The sequence below is a fragment of the Heyndrickxia vini genome (assembly GCF_016772275.1).
In the GTDB taxonomy this organism is placed as follows: Bacteria; Bacillota; Bacilli; order Bacillales; family Bacillaceae_C; genus Heyndrickxia; species Heyndrickxia vini.
Window position 1 is genome coordinate 1,336,469 of record NZ_CP065425.1, and the last position, 20,473, is coordinate 1,356,941.

A 20,473-nucleotide genomic window follows, 5' to 3' on the forward strand; every position below is an offset into this window, starting at 1 on the left:
CCTTTTATTATTATTTATCTTGCATTTGGGAAGATTCTTTGAACTGTTTGGTTGAATTGATCGAACAGTCCACTAATAGGATGTCCGTTACGGATATCATTCCCATAGTCAGTCATTCTGTCAAAGAAATCCGGGTTAACCGAGACATAAACATTATCGATATCATTGTCGGCTTTTCGCACTTCTTTAGCTATTTTATTTTCGACTGTTTTTGATAATTCATTACGTGAGCGATCGGTTAACATGACTGCGACATATGCATTATTATCAGTTACGATAACATTTGCACGATCCACTTCTTTTAATTTAGCAACTTTGTCTGCAGCTTTATCGGCAACTCTCATTTTATTGTTGACATTGCCATTGTTGTTAATGTTGTTGTTATCATTAACCAAATCATTCGCATTGTTATTATCGACTAAATCGTTGTTATAGTTAACATTACGAGGATTAACGTTTCGATCATCATTATTGTAACGAACTGGACTAACATTGTTGCGTTTCGTTCCATTGTTATCATTATTTGTAGCACATCCCATTAATAACCCTGAAACAACTCCTACACAAATCATCGTTTTAGCTATTTTCAACTTTGACTCCTCCTTTTTTTTAAAGTCATTACTAATTTTCCAAGCGCGAGAAATTTTATGCCGACTAAATTAAGGATATTTGTCCAATTCGTAATGTAAATATCATCTAAAAATCCTCGAAAAAAAATATTTTACTTGTATAATGAAAGAAGCGGTTCCTTCGATACGCATGTATATATGAGAATTGCCAATCTAATTTATTTTTTATTAATGAAAGAGTGATTTAAAAGTGAGCTGGATAAAAAAAATAATAAATCTTTTTACTGTTGAAGTAGAAGATGATGAAGAAATGAATATTGATCGAAAAAAAGCAAATTCTAATCAAAATGATACATATAGAAATTTTGAAACTCGAATGAAATATGAATATCCAAAAGGAAAATTCCGCTTTCCAATTATTCCCGATGAGGAACAGGGAGAACAGATAAAACAGATTAATTCAAAGAAAGTTCCGGAGCGTCCTCAAAAGCAGCATCCAATCATTCATCACAAAAAAACGGAACAACCAGTGAAAAAAACAACGATAGAAAAACTAGCCAAACCGGAAGTAGCTTATAAAAAAATTGAGCCCATCAATAAACGGCCATTTAAACCGACAGAAATCCCTTCTCCCGTGTATGGATTTAAAAGACCGCCTAAAAAAGAGGAGAAGGAAAGTGATTTTGAATTTGAATTGCCTGGCATAACAACTACACAAACATTTAACGATGTAGGGTTGGAAGAAAGTGTCACTTCTGAAAAAACGATCGATTTATTACGAGAAATAAAATTAAAAGCACCAATTCCAAAAGAAGAGGAAGAAGTTCTAGAAGCTAAAGATGAGGGTAACGGCCGAATAATTGAAGAGAGTCAAAATAATATGTTTGATCTTAATAATGGCAGCGAATTGCTAAGTAAAGAAGAAAACGTTGAAATATCTGAAGTAAATGAGTTTAACGAAGAAAAAAACGTTGAAATAACTGAAGTGAATGAGTTTAACGAAGAAAAAAACGTTGAAATAACTGAAGTGAATGAGTTTAACGAAGAAAAAAACGTTGAAATAACTGAAGTAAATGAGTTTAATGAAGAAGCAAATTTTGAAATAGATGAAGTAAGTGGAGTTAATGATGAGGACGAACAAACAGAAACAGATATAACTGTTGAAACTGAAACACCTTCCAGATCTCATATTCCTTTCAATGTCTTAATGTTAAAGCAGGATCGACAAAAATGGGAGGAAAAAAGTCAAAAAAAGATTTCTTCAGAAAAAGAATTAAAACAGGAAACAATGGTAAATCGTGAAATATTCCAGTCATTTGTTTTTCCTTCATATCAATTATTATTGCCGCCGGTAATATCGGATGTAGATGGTGAGTGGGTTAAAAAACAGAGCGATATTTTAAATGAAACATTATTAAATTTTAATGTAAGAGCAAAAGTGGTAAATGTTAGTCAAGGGCCATCAGTTACAAGATTTGAAATTCAACCTGAACCGGGTGTAAAAGTAAATAAAATAACTAATTTGAGCGATGATCTAAAACTAAGCCTTGCTGCAAAAGATATAAGGATTGAGGCGCCAATACCGGGTAAACATACAGTTGGAATTGAAATTCCTAATATGAATAGCAGGCCAGTCATGATTAGTGAAATCATTTTCAATTCAGTATTTAAAGAAAGTAAATCCCCGCTGACCGCGGCACTTGGTCTTGATATTTCCGGTAACCCAATCATTACCGATTTAAGGAAAATGCCTCATGGTTTAATTGCCGGTGCTACTGGTTCAGGTAAAAGTGTTTGCATTAACTCAATACTTGTTAGTTTATTATATAAAGCAACGCCGAATGAGCTAAAGCTGTTACTAATCGATCCAAAAATGGTAGAGCTTGCACCATATAATCACATACCACATCTAGTTAGTCCTGTTATTACGGATGTCAAAGCAGCAACAGCAGCATTAAAGTGGGCAGTTGAGGAGATGGAACGGCGGTATGAGCTATTTGCCCACACCGGGGTTAGAGATATTCAACGCTTTAATGAATTAGCTGAAGCTCATCGACAATTCAATGATAAACTGCCTTATATTGTTATCGTGATTGATGAGTTGGCAGATTTAATGATGATGTCTCCAGCAGATGTCGAAGAAGCAATTTGCCGCATTGCTCAAAAAGCACGTGCATGCGGTATACATTTAATTATCGCAACACAAAGGCCATCTGTAGACGTTATTACGGGATTGATAAAAGCAAATGTGCCAACGAGAATTGCTTTCTCTGTATCCTCACAAGTTGATTCTCGAACGATTATAGATATAAGCGGGGCTGAAAAACTTCTTGGAAGAGGAGATATGCTGTTTTTGGAAAATGGTTCTTCGAAACCAGTTAGACTTCAAGGCACATTTGTGACGGATGAGGAAATCGATCGAGTTGTCCATCATGTTCGACAAGAGGAAAAACCGAATTATCTATTTGAACAAGAAGAACTGTTGAAGAAAGCACAAATTGAGGACGAGGAAGATGAAATATTTTTTGAAGCTTGTGAATTTATCATTGATCAAGGCGGTGCTTCCACCTCATTATTACAAAGAAATTTTCGAATCGGGTATAATAGGGCCGCTCGATTAATTGAAATGATGGAACAACAAGGGATTATTTCAGAGGCGAAGGGAAGCAAACCAAGAGATGTTTTAATTTCAAGAACGGACTTAGAAGCGCTTTATGAAGCAACTTCGAGTTATTAATAGGATAAATAAGCGGAGCATTTGCTCTGCTTTTTATCATTTCTTGTATTTATATGCATAGCTATACTGTAATAAAGATGTTATACATATCATAGTCATGAAATATAAAAAGTGATATAATATTGGAATATGAACAATTTATTTTAATCAAATGTTCACATAAACTATTTTGTATGAGCAAGGAAAACACGATTTAGTTTTTCTTAGCAAATGATATACATATATCATATACTGTGTACATATAGACATTGTTGGAGGTTCTATTATGAATGTATACCATTTCGTAGGTATTAAAGGATCCGGTATGAGTGCATTGGCACAAATACTACACGATATGGGTTATGAAGTGCAAGGATCAGACGTTGAGAAGTATTTTTTTACTCAAAAGGGTTTGGAAGAATCGGGAATCAAAATATTGCCGTTTGGACGTGAAAACATTAAATCGGGATTAACCGTTATTGCAGGAAATGCCTTTGCTGATACTCACGAAGAAATTGATGAAGCAATGAAAATGGGAATTCCAGTCATTAGATACCATAAATTTTTAGGGGAATTTATGCAGAAGTTCACGAGTATTGCTATCGCGGGTGCTCACGGAAAGACATCAACTACAGGATTACTTGCCCATGTAATTTCTGGATCTGAACCGACTTCCTATTTAATTGGGGACGGGACAGGACATGGCGAAAGGGATGCACAATACTTTGTCTTTGAAGCATGTGAGTATCGACGCCACTTTTTATCGTACTACCCTGATTATGCGATAATGACAAATATTGATTTTGATCATCCGGATTATTTTGCAAATATTGATGATGTATTTTCTGCCTTTCAAGAGATGGCAATGCATGTGAAAAAAGGGATATTTGCATATGGGGATGATGAGCAGCTGCAAAAGATACAAGCAAAAGTACCCGTATTATTCTACGGTTTTGCAGAGGAAAATGATTTCCAAGCCACAAATATTGAAAAAACAGAAAATGGAACAAAATTTGATGTTTTTGTTCGTAATAATTTCTATGCAAGCTTTGAAATTCCTACCTTTGGGAACCATAATGTCTTAAATGCATTATCTGTTATTGCTTTATGTCATTACGAAGAAATTAACACAGAAACAACGAAAGAATACTTAAAGACTTTCCAAGGTGTAAAACGGAGATTTACTGAGAAACAAATAGGCTCGCAAATGATTATTGATGATTATGCACATCATCCAACTGAAATTAAAGCGACAATTGATTCGGCAAGACAAAAGTATCCAGATCGAGAAATTATTGCCGTTTTTCAACCCCATACATTTACAAGAACACAAACATTTTTAATGGAATTTGCTCAAAGCCTAAGTGAAGCTGATCAAGTTTTTCTATGTGAAATATTTGGTTCAGCTAGAGAAATTCATGGACAGTTGACAGTCAATGATTTAAAAGACAAAATTGGCGGGGCGCAAATTCTACAAGAGGAAGATATGTCACCGCTTCTTCAACTTAAAGACAGTGTTATTATCTTTATGGGTGCGGGTGATATTCAAAAGTATCAACGGGCATATGAAGTGCTTCTGGAAAATAACTAAAAAAAACAGGCTTCGCGTTGAAGCCTGTTTTTTACTATTTTAAGTTGTTTGGATTTAGGCATTCTAATTCAGGTAATACAAACAATCCGTCCTTACGAATAAGGACATCATCAAAATAAATCTCCCCTCCGCCATATTCCGGTCTTTGAATTAGTACCATATCCCAGTGGATATTTGAATTATTTCCATTTGGAGCTACATCGTAGCATTGCCCCGGTGTGAAGTGAATGCTTCCAGCAATTTTCTCATCAAATAAGATATCTTGCATTGGATGAAGGATATAAGGATTTACGCCAATCGCAAATTCTCCTATAAAACGGGCACCTTCATCAGTATCAAAGATTTTATTTATTCGTTCCGTGTCATTTGAAGTTGCCTCGACAATTTTTCCATCTTTAAATGTCAATTTCACATTTTCAAATGTAAAACCTTGGTACGGAGATGGAGTATTATATGTAATTGTACCATTTACAGAGTTTCGTACTGGTGCAGTATATACTTCTCCGTCAGGTATATTCAGACGCCCAGCACACTTTATTGCAGGAATATCTTTAATTGAAAACGTTAAATCTGTTCCAGGACTTACTAAGCGGACTTTATCGGTGTTATTCATTAAGGCAACTAATGAATCCATTGCTTTATCCATTTTACTGTAATCTAAATTACAAACATTAAAATAAAAGTCTTCGAATGCTTCCGTACTCATTTTTGCTAGTTGAGCCATTGCAGAATTTGGATAACGAAGGACAACCCATTTTGTTTGTGGAACACGAATCTCCCTATGTACTTTTTTCCCTACGGTATTTCCTTGGATTTTCATTTTTTCATCAGGAACATCGGCATGTTCATTAATATTGTCACCTGATCTTAATCCGATATAAGCATCCATCTTTTTCATTACATCTGCTTCGAAATCAGCCAACATATTGAATTGTTCTTCTTGTGCTCCCATTAACAGGGCACGGTCCACTTGATGGTCTTTTAAAGAGACAAAAGGATATCCACCCGCTTTATATGCCTCATTTACAAGAGCTACCACTAGTTCTCTTTGAAGTCCGAAGTTTTCAATTAAAACTTTTTCACCAGGTTGTAATTGAACAGAATAATTAATTAAATTTTTCGCAAGTTGTCCTACTCGTGGATCTTTCATACTAATTCCTCCATAAATAGATTTATTTCTATTTCATTGTACCCATTATTAAATCATTTGTTTATTAAAAAGCTTGAAAAATAAAAAGGAATTTTCACGCAATAAACATTTGGCGAAAATCAAGGAATATGAGAAAATAAAGTAGAAAATTGTATGTATTTGGTGTTAACGTACATAATTAAGTTTTCAATTTATTTATTCGGGTATTGTTTAAGTACAAGGAGGGGTATAGCTACATGATTATTATTCTGTATTTAAGTGTTGCATTGATTGCTGTTGCTTTTTTAATTTTAGTAATTAGTGTATCGAAAACTTTAAATTCAGTAAAAGAAACATTAAATCAAGTTTCCAAAACAATGGAAGGCATTGAAGGGCAAATGCAAGGAATTACCGGTGAAACTACGATGCTGCTACATAAAACGAATGCTTTGGCTGAGGATATTCAGCAAAAATCCGAAAAGCTGAACACCGTTGTCTATGCTGTCCAAGATGTTGGAACAACGATTAAATCTCTTAATGAATCCGTTAGAAGAGTGACAAATAATGTTACACACCAAGTGGAAAAGAACCAAGATAAAATGACACAAGTAATTCAATGGAGCAATGTCTTTAAAGAAATTAAGGACAAATGGGCAGAGAATAAGGAAAAAAAGTTAATCAAGCAATCAATTAAAAATAATAGCGAAAATGAATCTCAATTACGTGAAGTTAGAAGAGCGAGAAGCTAAAAGTTTATAAAGGAGGAATGTAACATGGCGAATAACGAAGTTAGTAAACAATTAGAAGAACAAAGCGAAGGAAGATCTAAAGACTTTATAGTTGGAGCAATCATTGGTGGAGCAGTTGGTGCTTTAACAGCATTACTTTTAGCACCTAAATCAGGTAAGGAATTACGTGATGATCTAACAGGTCAGGTTGAAACGCTTAAGGGAAAAACAGATCATTTACGAATTGCTGTTACCCAAAAAGGAAATGACTTAGCAGCGGCGACGAAGGAAAAAACGATTCAACTTAAAGATTTAGCTGTCGATAAAGGAAACCAACTCGTAGGTACAGTCAAAGATAAAGCGGAAAAGCTGCAAAATAAAGATGAAAAAGATGATAAAGTTGAAAAAGAAGAAAGTTACGATGAGGAATTCATTTAAAAAATCGGAGGTTAATTACCTCCGATTTTTTAACGTCTAGCGCAAGCGCCTGACCATGGCGCTTGCGTATTTGTTCCTTATTTATAAACAGATGGCCAAATAATTTCCAACTGATCACCTTCTGAAATGGTATCATAAAAGGTAACAGCCTCTTTATTATTTAAGAGTTCAAATTTTCCATTGCTATTTTGAGGCATACTTATATCAACAAATCGGAAAATATCTTGAAAAATAAATGGTTCAATTTTATAAAACTTTAACTCTATTTCATCACCATAAAGAATATATTCGTCTGGGGACAATAGTTGACCAGATTTAAAAACTTCGGTTAATGGTTTACTTATTGTTACATTCTCCCCATTAAAATATACATGAAGACAATAATCTAATTTTATATTTTTAAGTTTGGCAAACTCTCTTACCGTTAGAGGATTTCTTCTTTCTATGGTGATACAATCCATATGAGAAAAATGGTTAGATAATTTAGCTTCCTCTGAATTAATGAATATTTTAGCAGATTGTGAAGGAAAGAATGTTTCTTTGCCATCGACTTTCAGACGAAAGGGTTTTAATTCATTAAGTATATCAAACATGTGTAATGTATGAAGAAGTTCTTCCATATTATTTGGAAAGGAAATTTCGATTGAGTCCCCATCTGCAAGTATTTCCTCAGAAGAAACGACATCTCCATTTTTTCTAATTATCATTGAAACTGTTATGGGCTTTTCGTTAATAAATATTTTTTTACTTGGAATCTCATCAAGGAGATCTTTAATTTTTATATGCGGGGGTAGGCCGTCTTTCCCTTGTATAATCGTAATTTGATCCCCATTATTTATTAATGTATCTAGTGTGGATGGATCCCCGTTTTTTATAATGGTAGGTGGTTCCCCGTGTTCACCCGGAATCGTAATTTGCTGACCATTAAGTGAAACTACTATTCCCATACCAGGCTTTCCATGTATAGAGCTAAGTTTAATTCCTGAACCTAATATACAATCCCCAATCGTTAATTCTCTTACCTCAAATAATCTAACCGGTTGTTCGTTTACATACGCAGTTACGTAATGAACAGGTGATGATTGAGCTGCAATCGCAATTCCAATTGGAGTGATAAATTCTGGACCTTTCGGAATATCAGCTGAGATTGTCAAACTTTGAATGGCATCTGTACCTCTTATGGCGACCCTATTCACAGGTAATTGCAAATTGCCAGAAATTCTATTGCAAATATCTGGTGTTTGACTCCCACCGCCAACGAGCATAACTGCTTTGGGCGCTTTCCCATTATTGAGTAATAAAATTTCTTCAGAAATAGCTTTTGATAGTTTCTCAATTGCAGGTGATATTTGTTCAATCATATTCTCTTTCGTTATTTCTGATTCAAACCCTAGAATATCATTTATTCGAATCAAATCATTGTCGATTAACTGCCTTTTCGCTTGTTCAGCATCAGGAAAGTCCAGCAAGAATTGATCACTAATTGCTTCAGTAATTTCATCCCCGGCAATAGGTACCATTCCATAAGCAATGACTGTTCCTAAATCAGTTATTGCAATATCGGACGTTCCTGCACCAATATCTACAAGGGCCACATTTAGCCTTCTCATGGATGCAGGGACTAAAACATTAATCGCTGCAATTGGTTCGAGTGTTAGTGCATCCATTTCTAAGTTTGCTCTTTGAAGCGCAGAAATCAATGATTCTACCACAACCCTTGGGAGGAATGTAGCAATAATTTCAACTGCGGCCTCATCTCCTTGCTGATCGATAAGATTCCCAATCTCTTCTCCATCTAATCGATATTGAAAAACCGAATAACCAACACAATAGTAAAATTGACTTTGTTGAGCAGAATACTTTTCCGCTGCTAACGATTGTGCTTTTTGAACTGCACTTAGTTCAAGATGCAAAATATCTTGTTTTGTCATCATCGGCTTTCCCTTTATAGAAATAGAAACCTCAGCCTTTTCAGTCTTAAGTGCACGACCGGCAGCTGCGACACATACTTTGCTTAATGGTCCATGATGTTGTTCTAATTTTTCTTTTACTTCCTTTATAACATTTGAAACTGAAACAACATCATGAATTTGTCCATCAAGCATTGCTCTTTCTGAATGTTCCTTCACGAATACATCAGCTACATAATAGTGTTGATCTGCTTCTTCAAGAATAATTCCAACAACAGATCGTGTACCAATGTCCAATGCAAATATCTTCTTTTTATCTTGCAAATGATACACCTTCTTTAAGATATTTCATAAAATGCTTTAACACTTAAAAGCGTTTGATTATTAAAGTTTTTTATAGTGACATTTTGAATGCAATGAATTATAATTATGCCTAATAAATATTTTAATCTCTATGGTGATATGACATAATCCTTTTTAAAATGTATCATAAAGGCGAGTAAAATTAAACTGACTTTGTCATTTCATTAGTATGTTAACAACTTGGACTTGAGAGTGTTCAGTAAGATGTTATTTATATGAGAGAGGATGAAAAGAATGGGAAATCAGGAGCTAGATCAATTACGAAAACAGGTTGAGGATTTGAATTTACAGCTTTTAGAATTAATAAATCAAAGGGCAGAATTAGTACAGAAAATTGGACGAGTAAAAGAAACCGGGGGCGTAAACCGCTTCGATCCAGTTCGTGAAAGATCAATGCTCAACTTGATTAAAGAAAATAATCATGGACCATTCGAAAACTCTACGATCGAACATATTTTTAAAGAAATTTTTAAAGCAGGGCTAGACCTTCAACAAGATGATCATCAGAAGGCTCTTCTTGTTTCTCGTAAAAAGAAACCTGAAGATACGATAATAAATATTAAAGGTGCAACAATTGGTGATGGAAATGCCCATTTTGTATTTGGCCCGTGTGCGGTTGAGTCATATGAACAAGTTGCACAGGTAGCAAAGTCCGTAAAAGAAAAAGGACTAACACTATTAAGAGGTGGGGCATTTAAGCCGCGTACATCACCATATGATTTTCAGGGACTAGGTTTTGAAGGATTAAAAATTCTTAAACAAATAGCAGATGAATTTGGATTAGCAGTCATTAGTGAAATTGTCTCACCTGAAGATATCGAAAAAGCAGCCGATTATATAGATGTAATACAAATTGGGGCGCGAAATATGCAGAACTTCGAATTATTAAAGGCTGCTGGCGCTGTAAACAAACCGGTTCTTTTAAAACGGGGTATCGCTGCCACTATTGATGAATTTATCAATGCTGCAGAATACATTATGTCACAGGGGAACGGTCAGATTATTCTTTGTGAACGAGGAATCCGAACATATGAAAGAGCTACTCGAAATACATTAGATATTACTGCAGTACCGATTTTGAAACAAGAAACCCATTTGCCGGTATTTGTTGACGTTACACATTCGACTGGTAGAAGAGATTTATTATTACCAGCTGCTAAAGCTGCATTAGCAATTGGTGCTGATGGTGTAATGGCTGAGGTTCATCCAGATCCAGCAGTTGCACTTTCCGATGCCGCTCAGCAAATGGATTTAAACCAGTTTGATCAATTTTATAAAGAACTACAGGCTTCTCGCGGTGTGGCAAAAGTCTTCTGATTTTTTCAGAAGGCTTTTTTCTTTTTGTCTTTGTTAAAGGCTATTATTGATTTATTTCACCTAGTTGAATGGAGTGAAGCGCCGGGAGGAGAAATCAACTACCAAGTTTAACTCAGCTTTCTTCTTAAAATCATTAATACTTTTGAATATATTTAAATATTGTCAAATTGGTGTTATTCATTGCATGATATATCAGTCTATCGTATGATTATAATATATTTTTTTCACTTCTTTTAAGATAAATGATTAGAATGACGATGACTGTTAAAAACTATCAATGTATAGTGTAAATATTGGAGCGTGAATATGCATGAATATAACGATTTATGATGTAGCCCGTGAAGCTAATGTTTCTATGGCCACTGTATCTAGGGTGGTAAATGGAAATCCTAATGTTAAACCTGCTACAAGAAAAAAGGTTGTAGAAGTAATAGAAAGACTAGGATACCGTCCAAATGCGGTTGCACGTGGTCTAGCTAGTAAGAAAACGACAACAGTTGGAGTAATTATTCCAGATATTTCAAATATTTTCTTTGCTGAATTAGCTAGGGGTATTGAGGATATTGCTACAATGTATAAATACAATATTATTTTGAGCAACTCTGATCAAAATAAGGAAAAAGAATTACATCTATTAAATACGATGCTTGGTAAACAAGTGGATGGTATTGTGTTTATGAGTGGTAATATTACAGAAGAGCATGTTGCGGAATTTGAACGTTCACCTGTTCCGATTGTTTTAGCTGGTTCAATCGAACCATTTAATAAAATTCCATCTGTTAATATTAATTATCGACAGGCAGCTTTTGATGCGACAACCGAGTTTATTGAAAAAGGGCATAAGCAAATAGCATTTGTTGTAGGTCCTTTGCATAATCCTATTAATAAGAATCAAAAGTTAGAAGGGTATAAAGAAGCACTTAGTAAGGCCGGAATTCCTTTTAATGAGGAATATGTAATTGAAGGTGACTATACATATGACTCTGGAATTGAAGCTTGGCAGAAATTAAATACATTTTCTAATAGACCAACTGCGATATATGTTGGTAATGATGAGATGGCTCTTGGAGTTATCCACGGTGCTCAGGACTCAGGTCTTGTCATTCCTGAGCAAGTTGAAATCATTACTTCTGATAATACAAAATTAGCACAAATGGTTCGTCCACAGCTTACTTCTGTTGTTCAGCCGCTTTACGATATAGGTGCTGTAGCAATGCGTCTGTTAACTAAGTATATGAACAAAGAAAAGGTTTCTGAGAATATTGTAATCCTTCCGCATCGAATCGAACATAGAGATTCTACAAAATGAACTTGAATATTAGGATGATAGAAAAAATCAAATTGCTACCTTGATTTATTTCTGATAATCTTAATATAAATATGAGAAGTGGAATGAAATAAACAACTTCATTTGTTTGATTTCAAGAAGGAAGTGACTGATTTTGGGGAACAAAACGAAGAAAGAACTTTATTCATGGATAAAATCCATTATCCTTGCCGCAATTATTGTTTTTGTTGTTCGGTATTTTGTTTTTACACCATCTATCGTTGTAGGTCAATCGATGATGCCGAATTTACAAGATGGTAACCGAATTATTGTTAGTAAGCTTAGTGATATTAAAAGATTTGATGAAATTGTTTTTCAGGCACCCGATGCGGACGAGCATTATGTAAAGAGAGTAATTGGCCTCCCAGGTGATCATATTGAAATGAAAAATGATGTCCTATACATTAATGGTAAAGCATATAAAGAACCTTATTTGAAAGCAAATAAGGAAGATCTGCCATCATCGCAAAAATTAACAGAGGACTTTACTTTAGAAGAACAGATTGGTAAAAAAGAAGTTCCTAAAGGTTATTTATATGTACTCGGTGATAACCGCTTAGTTAGTAAAGATAGTCGAATTTTTGGCGTAATCCCGATGGATTCCGTCGTAGGGAAAGTGAAGCTTCGTTTTTGGCCGTTTAATGAAATCAAGGTATTTAAATAAGATTAAAGAAAATAGTCCTCCTTTTATACAAGGGGACTATTTTTTTTCGTGTTTTGTTGTTGTAAAAAATGAAGGATTCGTTCAGCTGTCTTGAAATTTTTTTCGGTTATTTCCGGTTTTCTTGGGATTGGTTCATACAGATCTTGTGGATCTTCCCAAGTAGTAGCGATAGGAATAGGCGCTTTCTTTTGCCATTTGTCTACCCACGAAATGGGCAGCTTACCTGAAAGGGGAGAATGATTAATCATTTCTAGCCAAATCATAGACCATGCCCGCGGGACAACCCGCCAAATGTCATACCCTCCACCCCCAACAGCAATCCATTTACCGTCGCAATATTGATGTGCCAGTTCGTGAGCAATTTTGGGTATTTCTCGGTAAATATTAATAGATGCAGATAAATGCGTTAATGGATCATAGTAATGAGAATCTGCACCATTTTGAGTTAAAATAACATCTGGTTTAAAATATGCCGCTACTTCTTTAATTGTTGTTGTAAAGCATTGGAGCCATGATTCATCTTCTGTAAAAGCATCGACGGGCATATTAAATGAATAACCATAGCCTATTCCATTTCCCCATTCATTGACATTGCCTGTCCCAGGAAATAAATACCTACCTGTTTCATGAATGGAAAAAGTGCATACATCATTATCATCATAAAATGACCATTGCACCCCATCACCGTGATGGGCATCTGTATCTATATAAAGAACTCTAGCATGATATTTTTCTTGTAAATATTTTATAGCAACAGAGCTATCATTATATACACAAAAGCCGGAAGCTTTGCCTCTAAAACCATGGTGCAGACCCCCACCTAAATGTAATGCATGCGGGGTTTTCCCGGTCATTACATAATCAACCGCAGTAAGTGTTCCTCCCACTAAAAGGGCACTTGCCTCATGCATCCCGGGGAATGTTGGGGTATCTTCTGTTCCTAATCCATAGTTTTCGGCTATCTCTTCAGATAATTGCCCCTTGCCTGCACTTTTTACCGCAGCAATATATGCTGGATCGTGAATTAATTGAAGTTCCTCATCTTTTGCCATTCTAGGTTTAATAATATCTTCGTTATGAATAACTTTTAATTCATTTAAAAGATCAAGTGTTAATGTAAGGCGAAATTGGTTAAATGGATGATCTTTAGAAAATCGATAAGAAAGAAGTTCATCTGAATAAATAAAAACCGCATCTTTCATACTGACATACCTGGCATATTTGGCCATAATACTATATGACCTTTTTCTTTAAGGTGCTGGATAACACGGATGGGATTCATTGTTTGAATCCGAAATACCAATATTTTTGATTGAGAGTCTTTCTTATCTGGATAAACAAGAACACTATGCACATTAACATGCATTTCACTGAAAATGGCGGTTATTTCATGAAGCATTCCCGATCGATTAGGAACTTTAATTTCAATTTGAGAGCCGGGTTGGTTCACACCTGTTAATTCCACCATCGTTCGAAGAAGATCAGTACTAGTAATGATACCGATGATTTTTTGTTTCAAAATGATTGGAAGACAGCCGATTCTGTGTTCGTAAAAAAGGCCTGCAACTTCCTCAACAAAATCTAATGGGTGTCCTGTTATCACATTGGTTTTCATAATATTGCTGATGGGAAAATTCAGTTCTTTTTCTAGTTGATCATTTCTGAAAAATGGGGATGGTACTGTATCTTTTATATCCCTTTCGGTTATTAAGCCGACTAATTGCTCCTGTTGATCTACAATTGGGATATGGCGAATTTTCCTTTCCCTCATCAATAATAGGGCAGAATGAATAGTATCTTCAGCATGTAAAGTGATAACATCTGTCTTCATTATTTCCTCAATAATCACAGAACTCAACTCCTAATATGTAACTATTCCCAACCTGCGAATCTAGTACATAAATCGATTCATGAATCGCAATTGGTCGAACTTTTGAATGGATTCATTATCTATTCTTTTTCCTATTTTGACCATTAAACAATTGGCTGGATGCGAACTAATTTCCGGATCATCTGTTGCAAACCATTTTAATCCCCCAGCCCCCATCATTTTTTCCATTACTTTTCTATATTCCCAAACATTCAATCCAGTTCCTTTTAAATCCCAATGCCAATAATACTCAGTTGTTATTGTAATATAATCTTCCATCGCGTCATCCATCATCGATACTTTTAATAAACTTTTCCCAACTGAACAACCCCTATATTTCGGAATTACTTCAATAGCACCTAGTTCGATTAAATTTTCCATCTTTCCTTTTGACCATCGTTCCAAAGGGTCAGGGTATAGGAATGTAACGTATCCGACAATGGTATTGAATTCTCTTGCGATAATAATTCGTCCCTCTGGCAAATCGGCAATTTCAATTAATGCTTTATGTTGTTGTGTTGGCGGACGAAAGGCAACTAAGTCTTGATGAAATTCAAAGCTTGCTAGCTGCTCTGAAGGAATAGGGCCTTCAATAATTAAATTTCCTTTAGTTGTCTTTAACTCCATGGCATTATAAATTTTTATATGCTCCATTTTGCCACTCCTATTACTTTTTTCTAAAGTAATTATACATAACTTTTCAAAAAGGATGTTTATGTGATGGATAAAAAAAGATAGTTTTGTATAAATTAAGCGCTTACAACTATTATACATGACAAATTACTTTTTCACTTTATAAATCAATAGGAATATATAAAAAAATAAAAATTTTTTGTGAAATCTTTTGTTTTGTACTATAATAATAGTGTGAATTTTTTTAATAAGGGGGATTTGTAATGGAAATGAGAACGCTGCCATCTGTGAATGGGAACTATAATCTACAAAGCTATGAGGATACATATAATGGCTTCGATTGGAAGGAAGCAGAAAAGGCTTTTTCTTGGTCGGAAACCGGAAAAGTAAATATGGCTTATGAAGCAATTGATCGACATGCAAATACCTTTCGTAAAAACAAAATAGCCCTCTACTTTAGAAACGAAACAAGAAATGAAAAATATACATTTAAAGAGTTAAAAGAGCTATCAGATAAAGCAGGTAATGTATTCAAAGCAACTGGAAATGTTGAAAAAGGCGACAGAGTATTTATTTTTATGCCGCGATCTCCAGAGCTTTATATCGCAGCTTTAGGAGCTGTTAAAGTAGGAGCAATCGTCGGGCCATTATTTGAAGCATTTATGGAAGGTGCGGTAAAAGATAGATTAGAAGATAGCGAAGCAAAAGTATTAGTAACAACACCTGAACTTGTTGGACGTGTTCCAGTGGATCAGCTTCCTGCTTTAAAAACAATTTTCCTTGTAGGTGCGAATATCGAGGAAGATGAAAAATATAAAGATTTTCAAAAACATTTAAAAACAGCTTCCAAGGACCTAGAGATCGAATGGGTGGATCGTACCGATGGACTAATTCTTCATTATACCTCTGGATCGACAGGCAAACCAAAAGGGGTATTACATGTCCATAATGCAATGATTCAACAATATCAAACTTCTAAATGGGTTCTAGACTTACAGGAGGAAGACGTATATTGGTGTACGGCTGATCCTGGATGGGTTACTGGTACTTCATATGGTATGTTTGGCCCTTGGTTAACAGGAACATCGAATGTTGTTGTTGGTGGCCGTTTCAAACCAGAAGATTGGTATAAAACAATTGAGGATTTTGGTGTAACTGTTTGGTATAGTGCACCAACCGCATTCCGCATGCTAATGGGAGCTGGCGATGAGATTATTAAGAAATTCAACTTAACTACATTGCGTCATGTATTGAGTGTAGGAGAGCCGCTTAATCCTGAAGTTATTCGCTGGGGAATGAAAGTATTTAATAAACGCATTCATGATACATGGTGGATGACGGAAACGGGCGCACATTTAATTTGCAACTATCCATGTATGGAAATCAAACCTGGTTCAATGGGTAAACCAATTCCGGGTGTAGAAGCGGCTATCGTAGATGACCAAGGGAATGTATTACCTCCAAATCGTATGGGAAATTTAGCGATTAAAAAAGGTTGGCCGTCAATGATGTATACCATTTGGAATAATCAAGCAAAATATGATTCCTATTTCTTGCCTGGTGGATGGTATGTGTCAGGTGACTCTGCGTACATGGATGAGGATGGTTATTTCTGGTTCCAAGGTCGCGTGGATGACGTAATAATGACTTCCGGAGAACGTGTCGGCCCATTTGAAGTGGAAAGTAAATTATTAGAGCACCCGGCAATTGCTGAGGCAGGAGTTATTGGTAAACCAGATCCTGTCCGTGGTGAAATTATTAAGGCATTTGTAGCATTATTGGATGGGTTCGAGGAGACGGATGAGTTGAAGGAAGATATTCGTCAGTTTGTGAAAAAAGGATTAGCAGCACATGCTGCACCTAGAGAAATTGAATTCCGTGATAAACTTCCGAAAACTAGAAGCGGAAAAATTATGCGCAGAGTTTTAAAAGCATGGGAACTTGACTTACCAGTAGGCGATTTATCAACGATGGAAGATTAATAACTAAAATAATAGACAAGAGAAAGGCCCGCATCGTGAAATGCGGGCTTTTCTCTTGTCTTGCTCATCATATTAAAATTTTGCGGTTGATCATGACTTCTTTTTGTTTTTCTTGTCTTTAGTATGATTTTTGTCGTTTCCTTTTGAATTTTCATTTTGATTTTTCTTCTGATCCTTTGATGTGTTGGCGCCGATTGTGACTTCGTTTGATGGACCGGATTGTTTACCTGCAATGTCTACTGCGACAACATAATATGTTCCGTTTCCTGCAGAGAAGGACAAATGGTTATCAGCGGGAATTGAGCCTATTTTATTTCCGCCACTATAGATTCGATAACCAACTACATCAGGGCTTTTCGATGCTTGCCATACGAGCTTGCCACCTGAGGCATTAAGCTTTATAGATGCTGGTGCTTTACCGTCATCACTTATTTTATCTTCAGGTGCAAGAATTTTTTTCCAAAGTGGATCATTTGGCGGTATCAATTGTCCCGGATCAATATTGCCGCTTTTAGATAACTTTTTGACAAAGTCAGGGTTTAATATTAATCCTGATTGTGCAAATTCTGCTGGTGTAGAATCAAGTGCTAAATATTTTTTGCCATGAATGATAACATATTTTCCTTGAATTAAACTATTATCCGTTTCTGTAGGAACATATTTACTATTAAATAAATCAGTTTTTACTAGTCCGGCATTGGCACATCCTTCTGACGGAAGCATTCCTGATATTGCACAAAATGATCGTTGAACAATCCCACTTGGCATTTTGAATCTTTCATCCGGATCGATTAGTTTTGGATTTGCATCATAGGCAGTATTGATTAATTTACTCCAAATTCGATAGTTTCTAATATTGTAATCCTCATATCCAATAGCCTCTAAGCTGCTTGGTGTATCATAACCAATCCAAGTTCCGAATGTGACGTTTGGATTCGATGCTACGATCCATGAATCCTTATAATCATTACTTGTTCCTGTTTTTCCCGCCCAATCAGCAGAAAACTTAAGCATACTAGGAACACTTGCTGCGGTACCATACCTGAAAACATCACGCATCATATCAAGCATAAGATAAGTAGTTTGGCTGCTAAATACATTCACAGGTTTTGCTTTATGCTTGTATATTACTTTTCCGTCTTTGTCTGTAATTTTGTCGATTAAATAAGCGTCGACAAATTTCCCGTCATTAGCAAAGGTTGTATATGCATTAACGTTTTCTTCAACAGTGACCCCATTGGTAAGACCACCTAATGCAGTTGCTAGGTTCTCATAATCGCCGGGAACTAAATCTGAAAAGCCCATTTTCTTAAGATATTTCGCTGGTCTTTGATTAATCGTTCTTTGATACACTTTGACAGCGGTGACGTTATGTGATTTCGCTAACGCTTCCCTAGTTGTAACTAACCCATAATATCTTCCTGAATAATTGGTCGGCCATGCTCTACCACCAGACCTAATACCAGTATCTGAATCAGCAATTACAGTGCCAGGGGCAGTCACACCCATTTCCATCGCAGGGGCGTAAACTAGAAGCGGCTTCATTGTTGAACCATTTGGTCTTCTTGCTTGGGTAGCATGGTTTAACTGCTCTTTTTTGAAATTTCTGCCGCCGACAAAGCTTAATATTTTTCCTGTTTTATTTTCAATTAATATCCCGCCGATTTGAACGGGTTCTGTTACTGATTTTTCTTCACCAGTTTTTGGGTCAATTTTTGTCACTGTTTTATTTGGTCCATAACTAGTAAATTCATTTTTTGCTTTTTGCATTTTATCATATATTTTTTTATTGATTGTAGTATGAATATTATAGCCATTTTGTCGAATATTACGATCGGCAAGGGTAGTGTATTTTTCATATAATTTTTTACTTTTATTTAACTCTTTTTCTTTATATCCATCTTTTTGCGCCAATATAATGGCTACGATATTTCGAGCACGGTCTTCGATCTCATAAGTTAACCATGGGTATTTTTCCCGTGGACTTTTTTGTGGTTTGATAAAATCTTTAACAATATTATAGTTTGTTGCATCGGTATATTGCTTTTCCGAGATATAGCCATTATCAAGCATACGATTTAAAACCAGTTTCATCCGGTTGATACCTGGCTCTAATCCTTCTTTGCTTTTAAGCTTTCCTCCATTTGTAAATGGGGTGTACATAAACGGGCTTTGCGGTAATCCGGCTATAAAAGCTGATTGTGCAAGGTTTAGCTTTTTTGCAGAGACTCCAAATATCCCTTCAGCCGCCGACTCAACACCAGCAATATTTTGGCCAGATGAATTTCTGCCAAACGTAGATACATTTAAATAAGCTTCTAGTATTTCATCCTTTTTAAAAAACTTTTCTAAACGGAGAGCTAACAATACTTCCTTAGCTTTTCGATCAAAGGACACTTCATTTGTTAATATTTGATTTTTGATAATTTGTTGTGTCAGCGTGCTTCCTCCAGTTTGTGTAGAGGAATTCGTTACTTCTTGAAAAACAGCACGGAATAACGCTTTTGGAACAACACCGTTATGCTCGTAAAAGTATTTATCTTCGGTAGCTATTAAAGCATCTTTTAAAAACTTCGAAACATCTTTGATTTTCACTTCTTCACGCTCTAAATCCGATTTTACTTTTCCTAAATAAACATTTTTAGCGAAATAAAGTTGCGATGTCTCTTCATAATTATATATGTCCTTTTTCATTTCATTATAAGGACGAACAGGTTCATCTTTAACTAATGCTGCAAAATAACCTGCGGCAACACCGCCAGCAAAAAAACCACCTACGACAAGTACAATGAATAATATTAATAAAAGATTCCAAATAACCCCGATTGTAATTCTAGAGTTTTTTTGTACTTTTCTGTTTCGAAAAATCGCAAATGATTTCTTTAAACTTTCTAATAATCTAGTCATTTTTTCACCCATCTAATTCCCCCTCAAAATCACCTACATTATAGCATAAATTGATTATGGAAATGTTAAAATCGTAATTTTTCTAAAAGCAATTGACTTTATAAGGTAGGTATGTTTAAAATAGATTAACTTTTATAAGAACAAATTCATATGAATAAGCGTTGAAAGGATAAAGTAGTCTAACTATCCATGTCTTAGAGAGTCGACGGTTGCTGAGAGTCGATACAAATGGTTATGATGAATTACATCCTGGAGCATTTACTGTGAAATGTAGTAGCAGTAAACGGGAGATACCGTTATATTTTTGAGTGGAGAACATATTTGTTTCT

Annotated in this window: 15 protein-coding genes and 1 other annotated feature (1 of these 16 only partly in view); of the genes, 8 read left to right on the forward strand and 7 right to left on the reverse strand. The window is 35.4% G+C overall.

The window, feature by feature from the left end; translation table 11 throughout:
• Positions 1-14: 14 nt before the first annotated feature.
• On the reverse strand, positions 15-572 hold the full coding sequence (locus tag I5776_RS06680; RefSeq protein ID WP_425490374.1) for a YhcN/YlaJ family sporulation lipoprotein: 558 nt from the start codon (positions 570-572) through the stop codon (positions 15-17).
• Positions 573-819: 247 nt separating this feature from the next.
• On the opposite strand from I5776_RS06680, the gene I5776_RS06685 reads away from it, so the two are divergent.
• On the forward strand, positions 820-3,306 hold the full coding sequence (locus I5776_RS06685) for a DNA translocase FtsK (protein WP_246483943.1): 2,487 nt from the start codon (positions 820-822) through the stop codon (positions 3,304-3,306).
• Positions 3,307-3,571: 265 nt separating this feature from the next.
• Positions 3,572-4,876, forward strand: coding sequence for a UDP-N-acetylmuramate--L-alanine ligase (gene murC, locus I5776_RS06690; RefSeq protein ID WP_202779622.1), 1,305 nt, complete (start codon positions 3,572-3,574; stop codon positions 4,874-4,876).
• 34 nt (positions 4,877-4,910) lie between these two features.
• Here the strand turns inward: murC and I5776_RS06695 are convergent, their stop codons facing one another.
• Positions 4,911-6,026, reverse strand: coding sequence for an aminopeptidase (locus I5776_RS06695; RefSeq protein WP_202779623.1), 1,116 nt, complete (start codon positions 6,024-6,026; stop codon positions 4,911-4,913).
• Positions 6,027-6,262: 236 nt separating this feature from the next.
• On the opposite strand from I5776_RS06695, the gene I5776_RS06700 reads away from it, so the two are divergent.
• Positions 6,263-6,754 carry a DUF948 domain-containing protein gene (locus I5776_RS06700; protein ID WP_202779625.1) on the forward strand — a complete coding sequence of 164 codons (492 nt, stop codon included), beginning with the start codon at positions 6,263-6,265 and terminating at the stop codon, positions 6,752-6,754.
• A gap of 24 nt (positions 6,755-6,778) precedes the next feature.
• Positions 6,779-7,171, forward strand: coding sequence for a YtxH domain-containing protein (locus I5776_RS06705; RefSeq protein WP_202779627.1), 393 nt, complete (start codon positions 6,779-6,781; stop codon positions 7,169-7,171).
• Between the two features lie 77 nt (positions 7,172-7,248).
• Here the strand turns inward: I5776_RS06705 and I5776_RS06710 are convergent, their stop codons facing one another.
• Complete coding sequence (locus tag I5776_RS06710) at positions 7,249-9,405, reverse strand: cell division protein FtsA (protein ID WP_202779629.1); 2,157 nt, start codon at positions 9,403-9,405, stop codon at positions 7,249-7,251.
• Positions 9,406-9,678: 273 nt separating this feature from the next.
• Here I5776_RS06710 and I5776_RS06715 point away from each other — a divergent pair, with 273 nt between their 5' ends.
• The 3 genes from I5776_RS06715 (at position 9,679) to lepB (ending at position 12,752) form a co-directional block, all read left to right on the forward strand.
• Positions 9,679-10,761, forward strand: coding sequence for a bifunctional 3-deoxy-7-phosphoheptulonate synthase/chorismate mutase (locus I5776_RS06715; protein ID WP_202779630.1), 1,083 nt, complete (start codon positions 9,679-9,681; stop codon positions 10,759-10,761).
• Positions 10,762-11,071: 310 nt separating this feature from the next.
• Positions 11,072-12,070 carry a catabolite control protein A gene (gene ccpA, locus I5776_RS06720; RefSeq protein WP_202779638.1) on the forward strand — a complete coding sequence of 333 codons (999 nt, stop codon included), beginning with the start codon at positions 11,072-11,074 and terminating at the stop codon, positions 12,068-12,070.
• 133 nt (positions 12,071-12,203) lie between these two features.
• Positions 12,204-12,752: a signal peptidase I gene (gene lepB, locus I5776_RS06725; RefSeq protein WP_202779639.1), complete on the forward strand. Its 549-nt coding sequence runs from the start codon at positions 12,204-12,206 to the stop codon at positions 12,750-12,752.
• A gap of 23 nt (positions 12,753-12,775) precedes the next feature.
• Here the strand turns inward: lepB and I5776_RS06730 are convergent, their stop codons facing one another.
• From I5776_RS06730 to I5776_RS06740, 3 genes are read right to left on the reverse strand one after another with little or no spacing between them, the layout of a single operon-like run.
• Positions 12,776-13,954 carry an acetoin utilization protein AcuC gene (locus tag I5776_RS06730; protein WP_202779640.1) on the reverse strand — a complete coding sequence of 393 codons (1,179 nt, stop codon included), beginning with the start codon at positions 13,952-13,954 and terminating at the stop codon, positions 12,776-12,778.
• On the reverse strand, positions 13,951-14,601 hold the full coding sequence (locus tag I5776_RS06735) for an acetoin utilization AcuB family protein (RefSeq protein WP_202779641.1): 651 nt from the start codon (positions 14,599-14,601) through the stop codon (positions 13,951-13,953). Before I5776_RS06735 ends, I5776_RS06730 begins: the two co-directional genes overlap by 4 nt.
• 42 nt (positions 14,602-14,643) lie before the next feature.
• Complete coding sequence (locus tag I5776_RS06740; RefSeq protein ID WP_202779642.1) at positions 14,644-15,276, reverse strand: GNAT family N-acetyltransferase; 633 nt, start codon at positions 15,274-15,276, stop codon at positions 14,644-14,646.
• Positions 15,277-15,518: 242 nt separating this feature from the next.
• Here I5776_RS06740 and acsA point away from each other — a divergent pair, with 242 nt between their 5' ends.
• A complete protein-coding gene (acsA, locus tag I5776_RS06745; protein ID WP_202779643.1) occupies positions 15,519-17,237 on the forward strand; it encodes an acetate--CoA ligase in 1,719 nt (572 codons plus the stop codon).
• A 90-nt stretch (positions 17,238-17,327) separates the two neighbouring features.
• Here the strand turns inward: acsA and I5776_RS06750 are convergent, their stop codons facing one another.
• Positions 17,328-20,156 carry a transglycosylase domain-containing protein gene (locus I5776_RS06750; protein WP_202779644.1) on the reverse strand — a complete coding sequence of 943 codons (2,829 nt, stop codon included), beginning with the start codon at positions 20,154-20,156 and terminating at the stop codon, positions 17,328-17,330.
• A 140-nt stretch (positions 20,157-20,296) separates the two neighbouring features.
• Positions 20,297-20,473: a binding site (T-box leader), on the forward strand; it runs 37 nt beyond the window's last position.

Bases quoted from the DNA above. Each gene is read 5' to 3' on its own strand.
- I5776_RS06700 (WP_202779625.1), top strand. From the start codon at position 6,263: ATGATTATTATTCTGTATTTAAGTGTTGCATTGATTGCTGTTGCTTTT.
- I5776_RS06680 (WP_425490374.1), bottom strand. From the start codon at position 572: ATGATTTGTGTAGGAGTTGTTTCAGGGTTATTAATGGGATGTGCTACA.
- acsA (WP_202779643.1), top strand. From the start codon at position 15,519: ATGGAAATGAGAACGCTGCCATCTGTGAATGGGAACTATAATCTACAA.
- murC (WP_202779622.1), top strand. From the start codon at position 3,572: ATGAATGTATACCATTTCGTAGGTATTAAAGGATCCGGTATGAGTGCA.
- ccpA (WP_202779638.1), top strand. From the start codon at position 11,072: ATGAATATAACGATTTATGATGTAGCCCGTGAAGCTAATGTTTCTATG.
- I5776_RS06730 (WP_202779640.1), bottom strand. From the start codon at position 13,954: ATGAAAGATGCGGTTTTTATTTATTCAGATGAACTTCTTTCTTATCGA.
- I5776_RS06715 (WP_202779630.1), top strand. From the start codon at position 9,679: ATGGGAAATCAGGAGCTAGATCAATTACGAAAACAGGTTGAGGATTTG.
- I5776_RS06750 (WP_202779644.1), bottom strand. From the start codon at position 20,156: ATGGGTGAAAAAATGACTAGATTATTAGAAAGTTTAAAGAAATCATTT.
- I5776_RS06695 (WP_202779623.1), bottom strand. From the start codon at position 6,026: ATGAAAGATCCACGAGTAGGACAACTTGCGAAAAATTTAATTAATTAT.
- I5776_RS06740 (WP_202779642.1), bottom strand. From the start codon at position 15,276: ATGGAGCATATAAAAATTTATAATGCCATGGAGTTAAAGACAACTAAA.
- I5776_RS06705 (WP_202779627.1), top strand. From the start codon at position 6,779: ATGGCGAATAACGAAGTTAGTAAACAATTAGAAGAACAAAGCGAAGGA.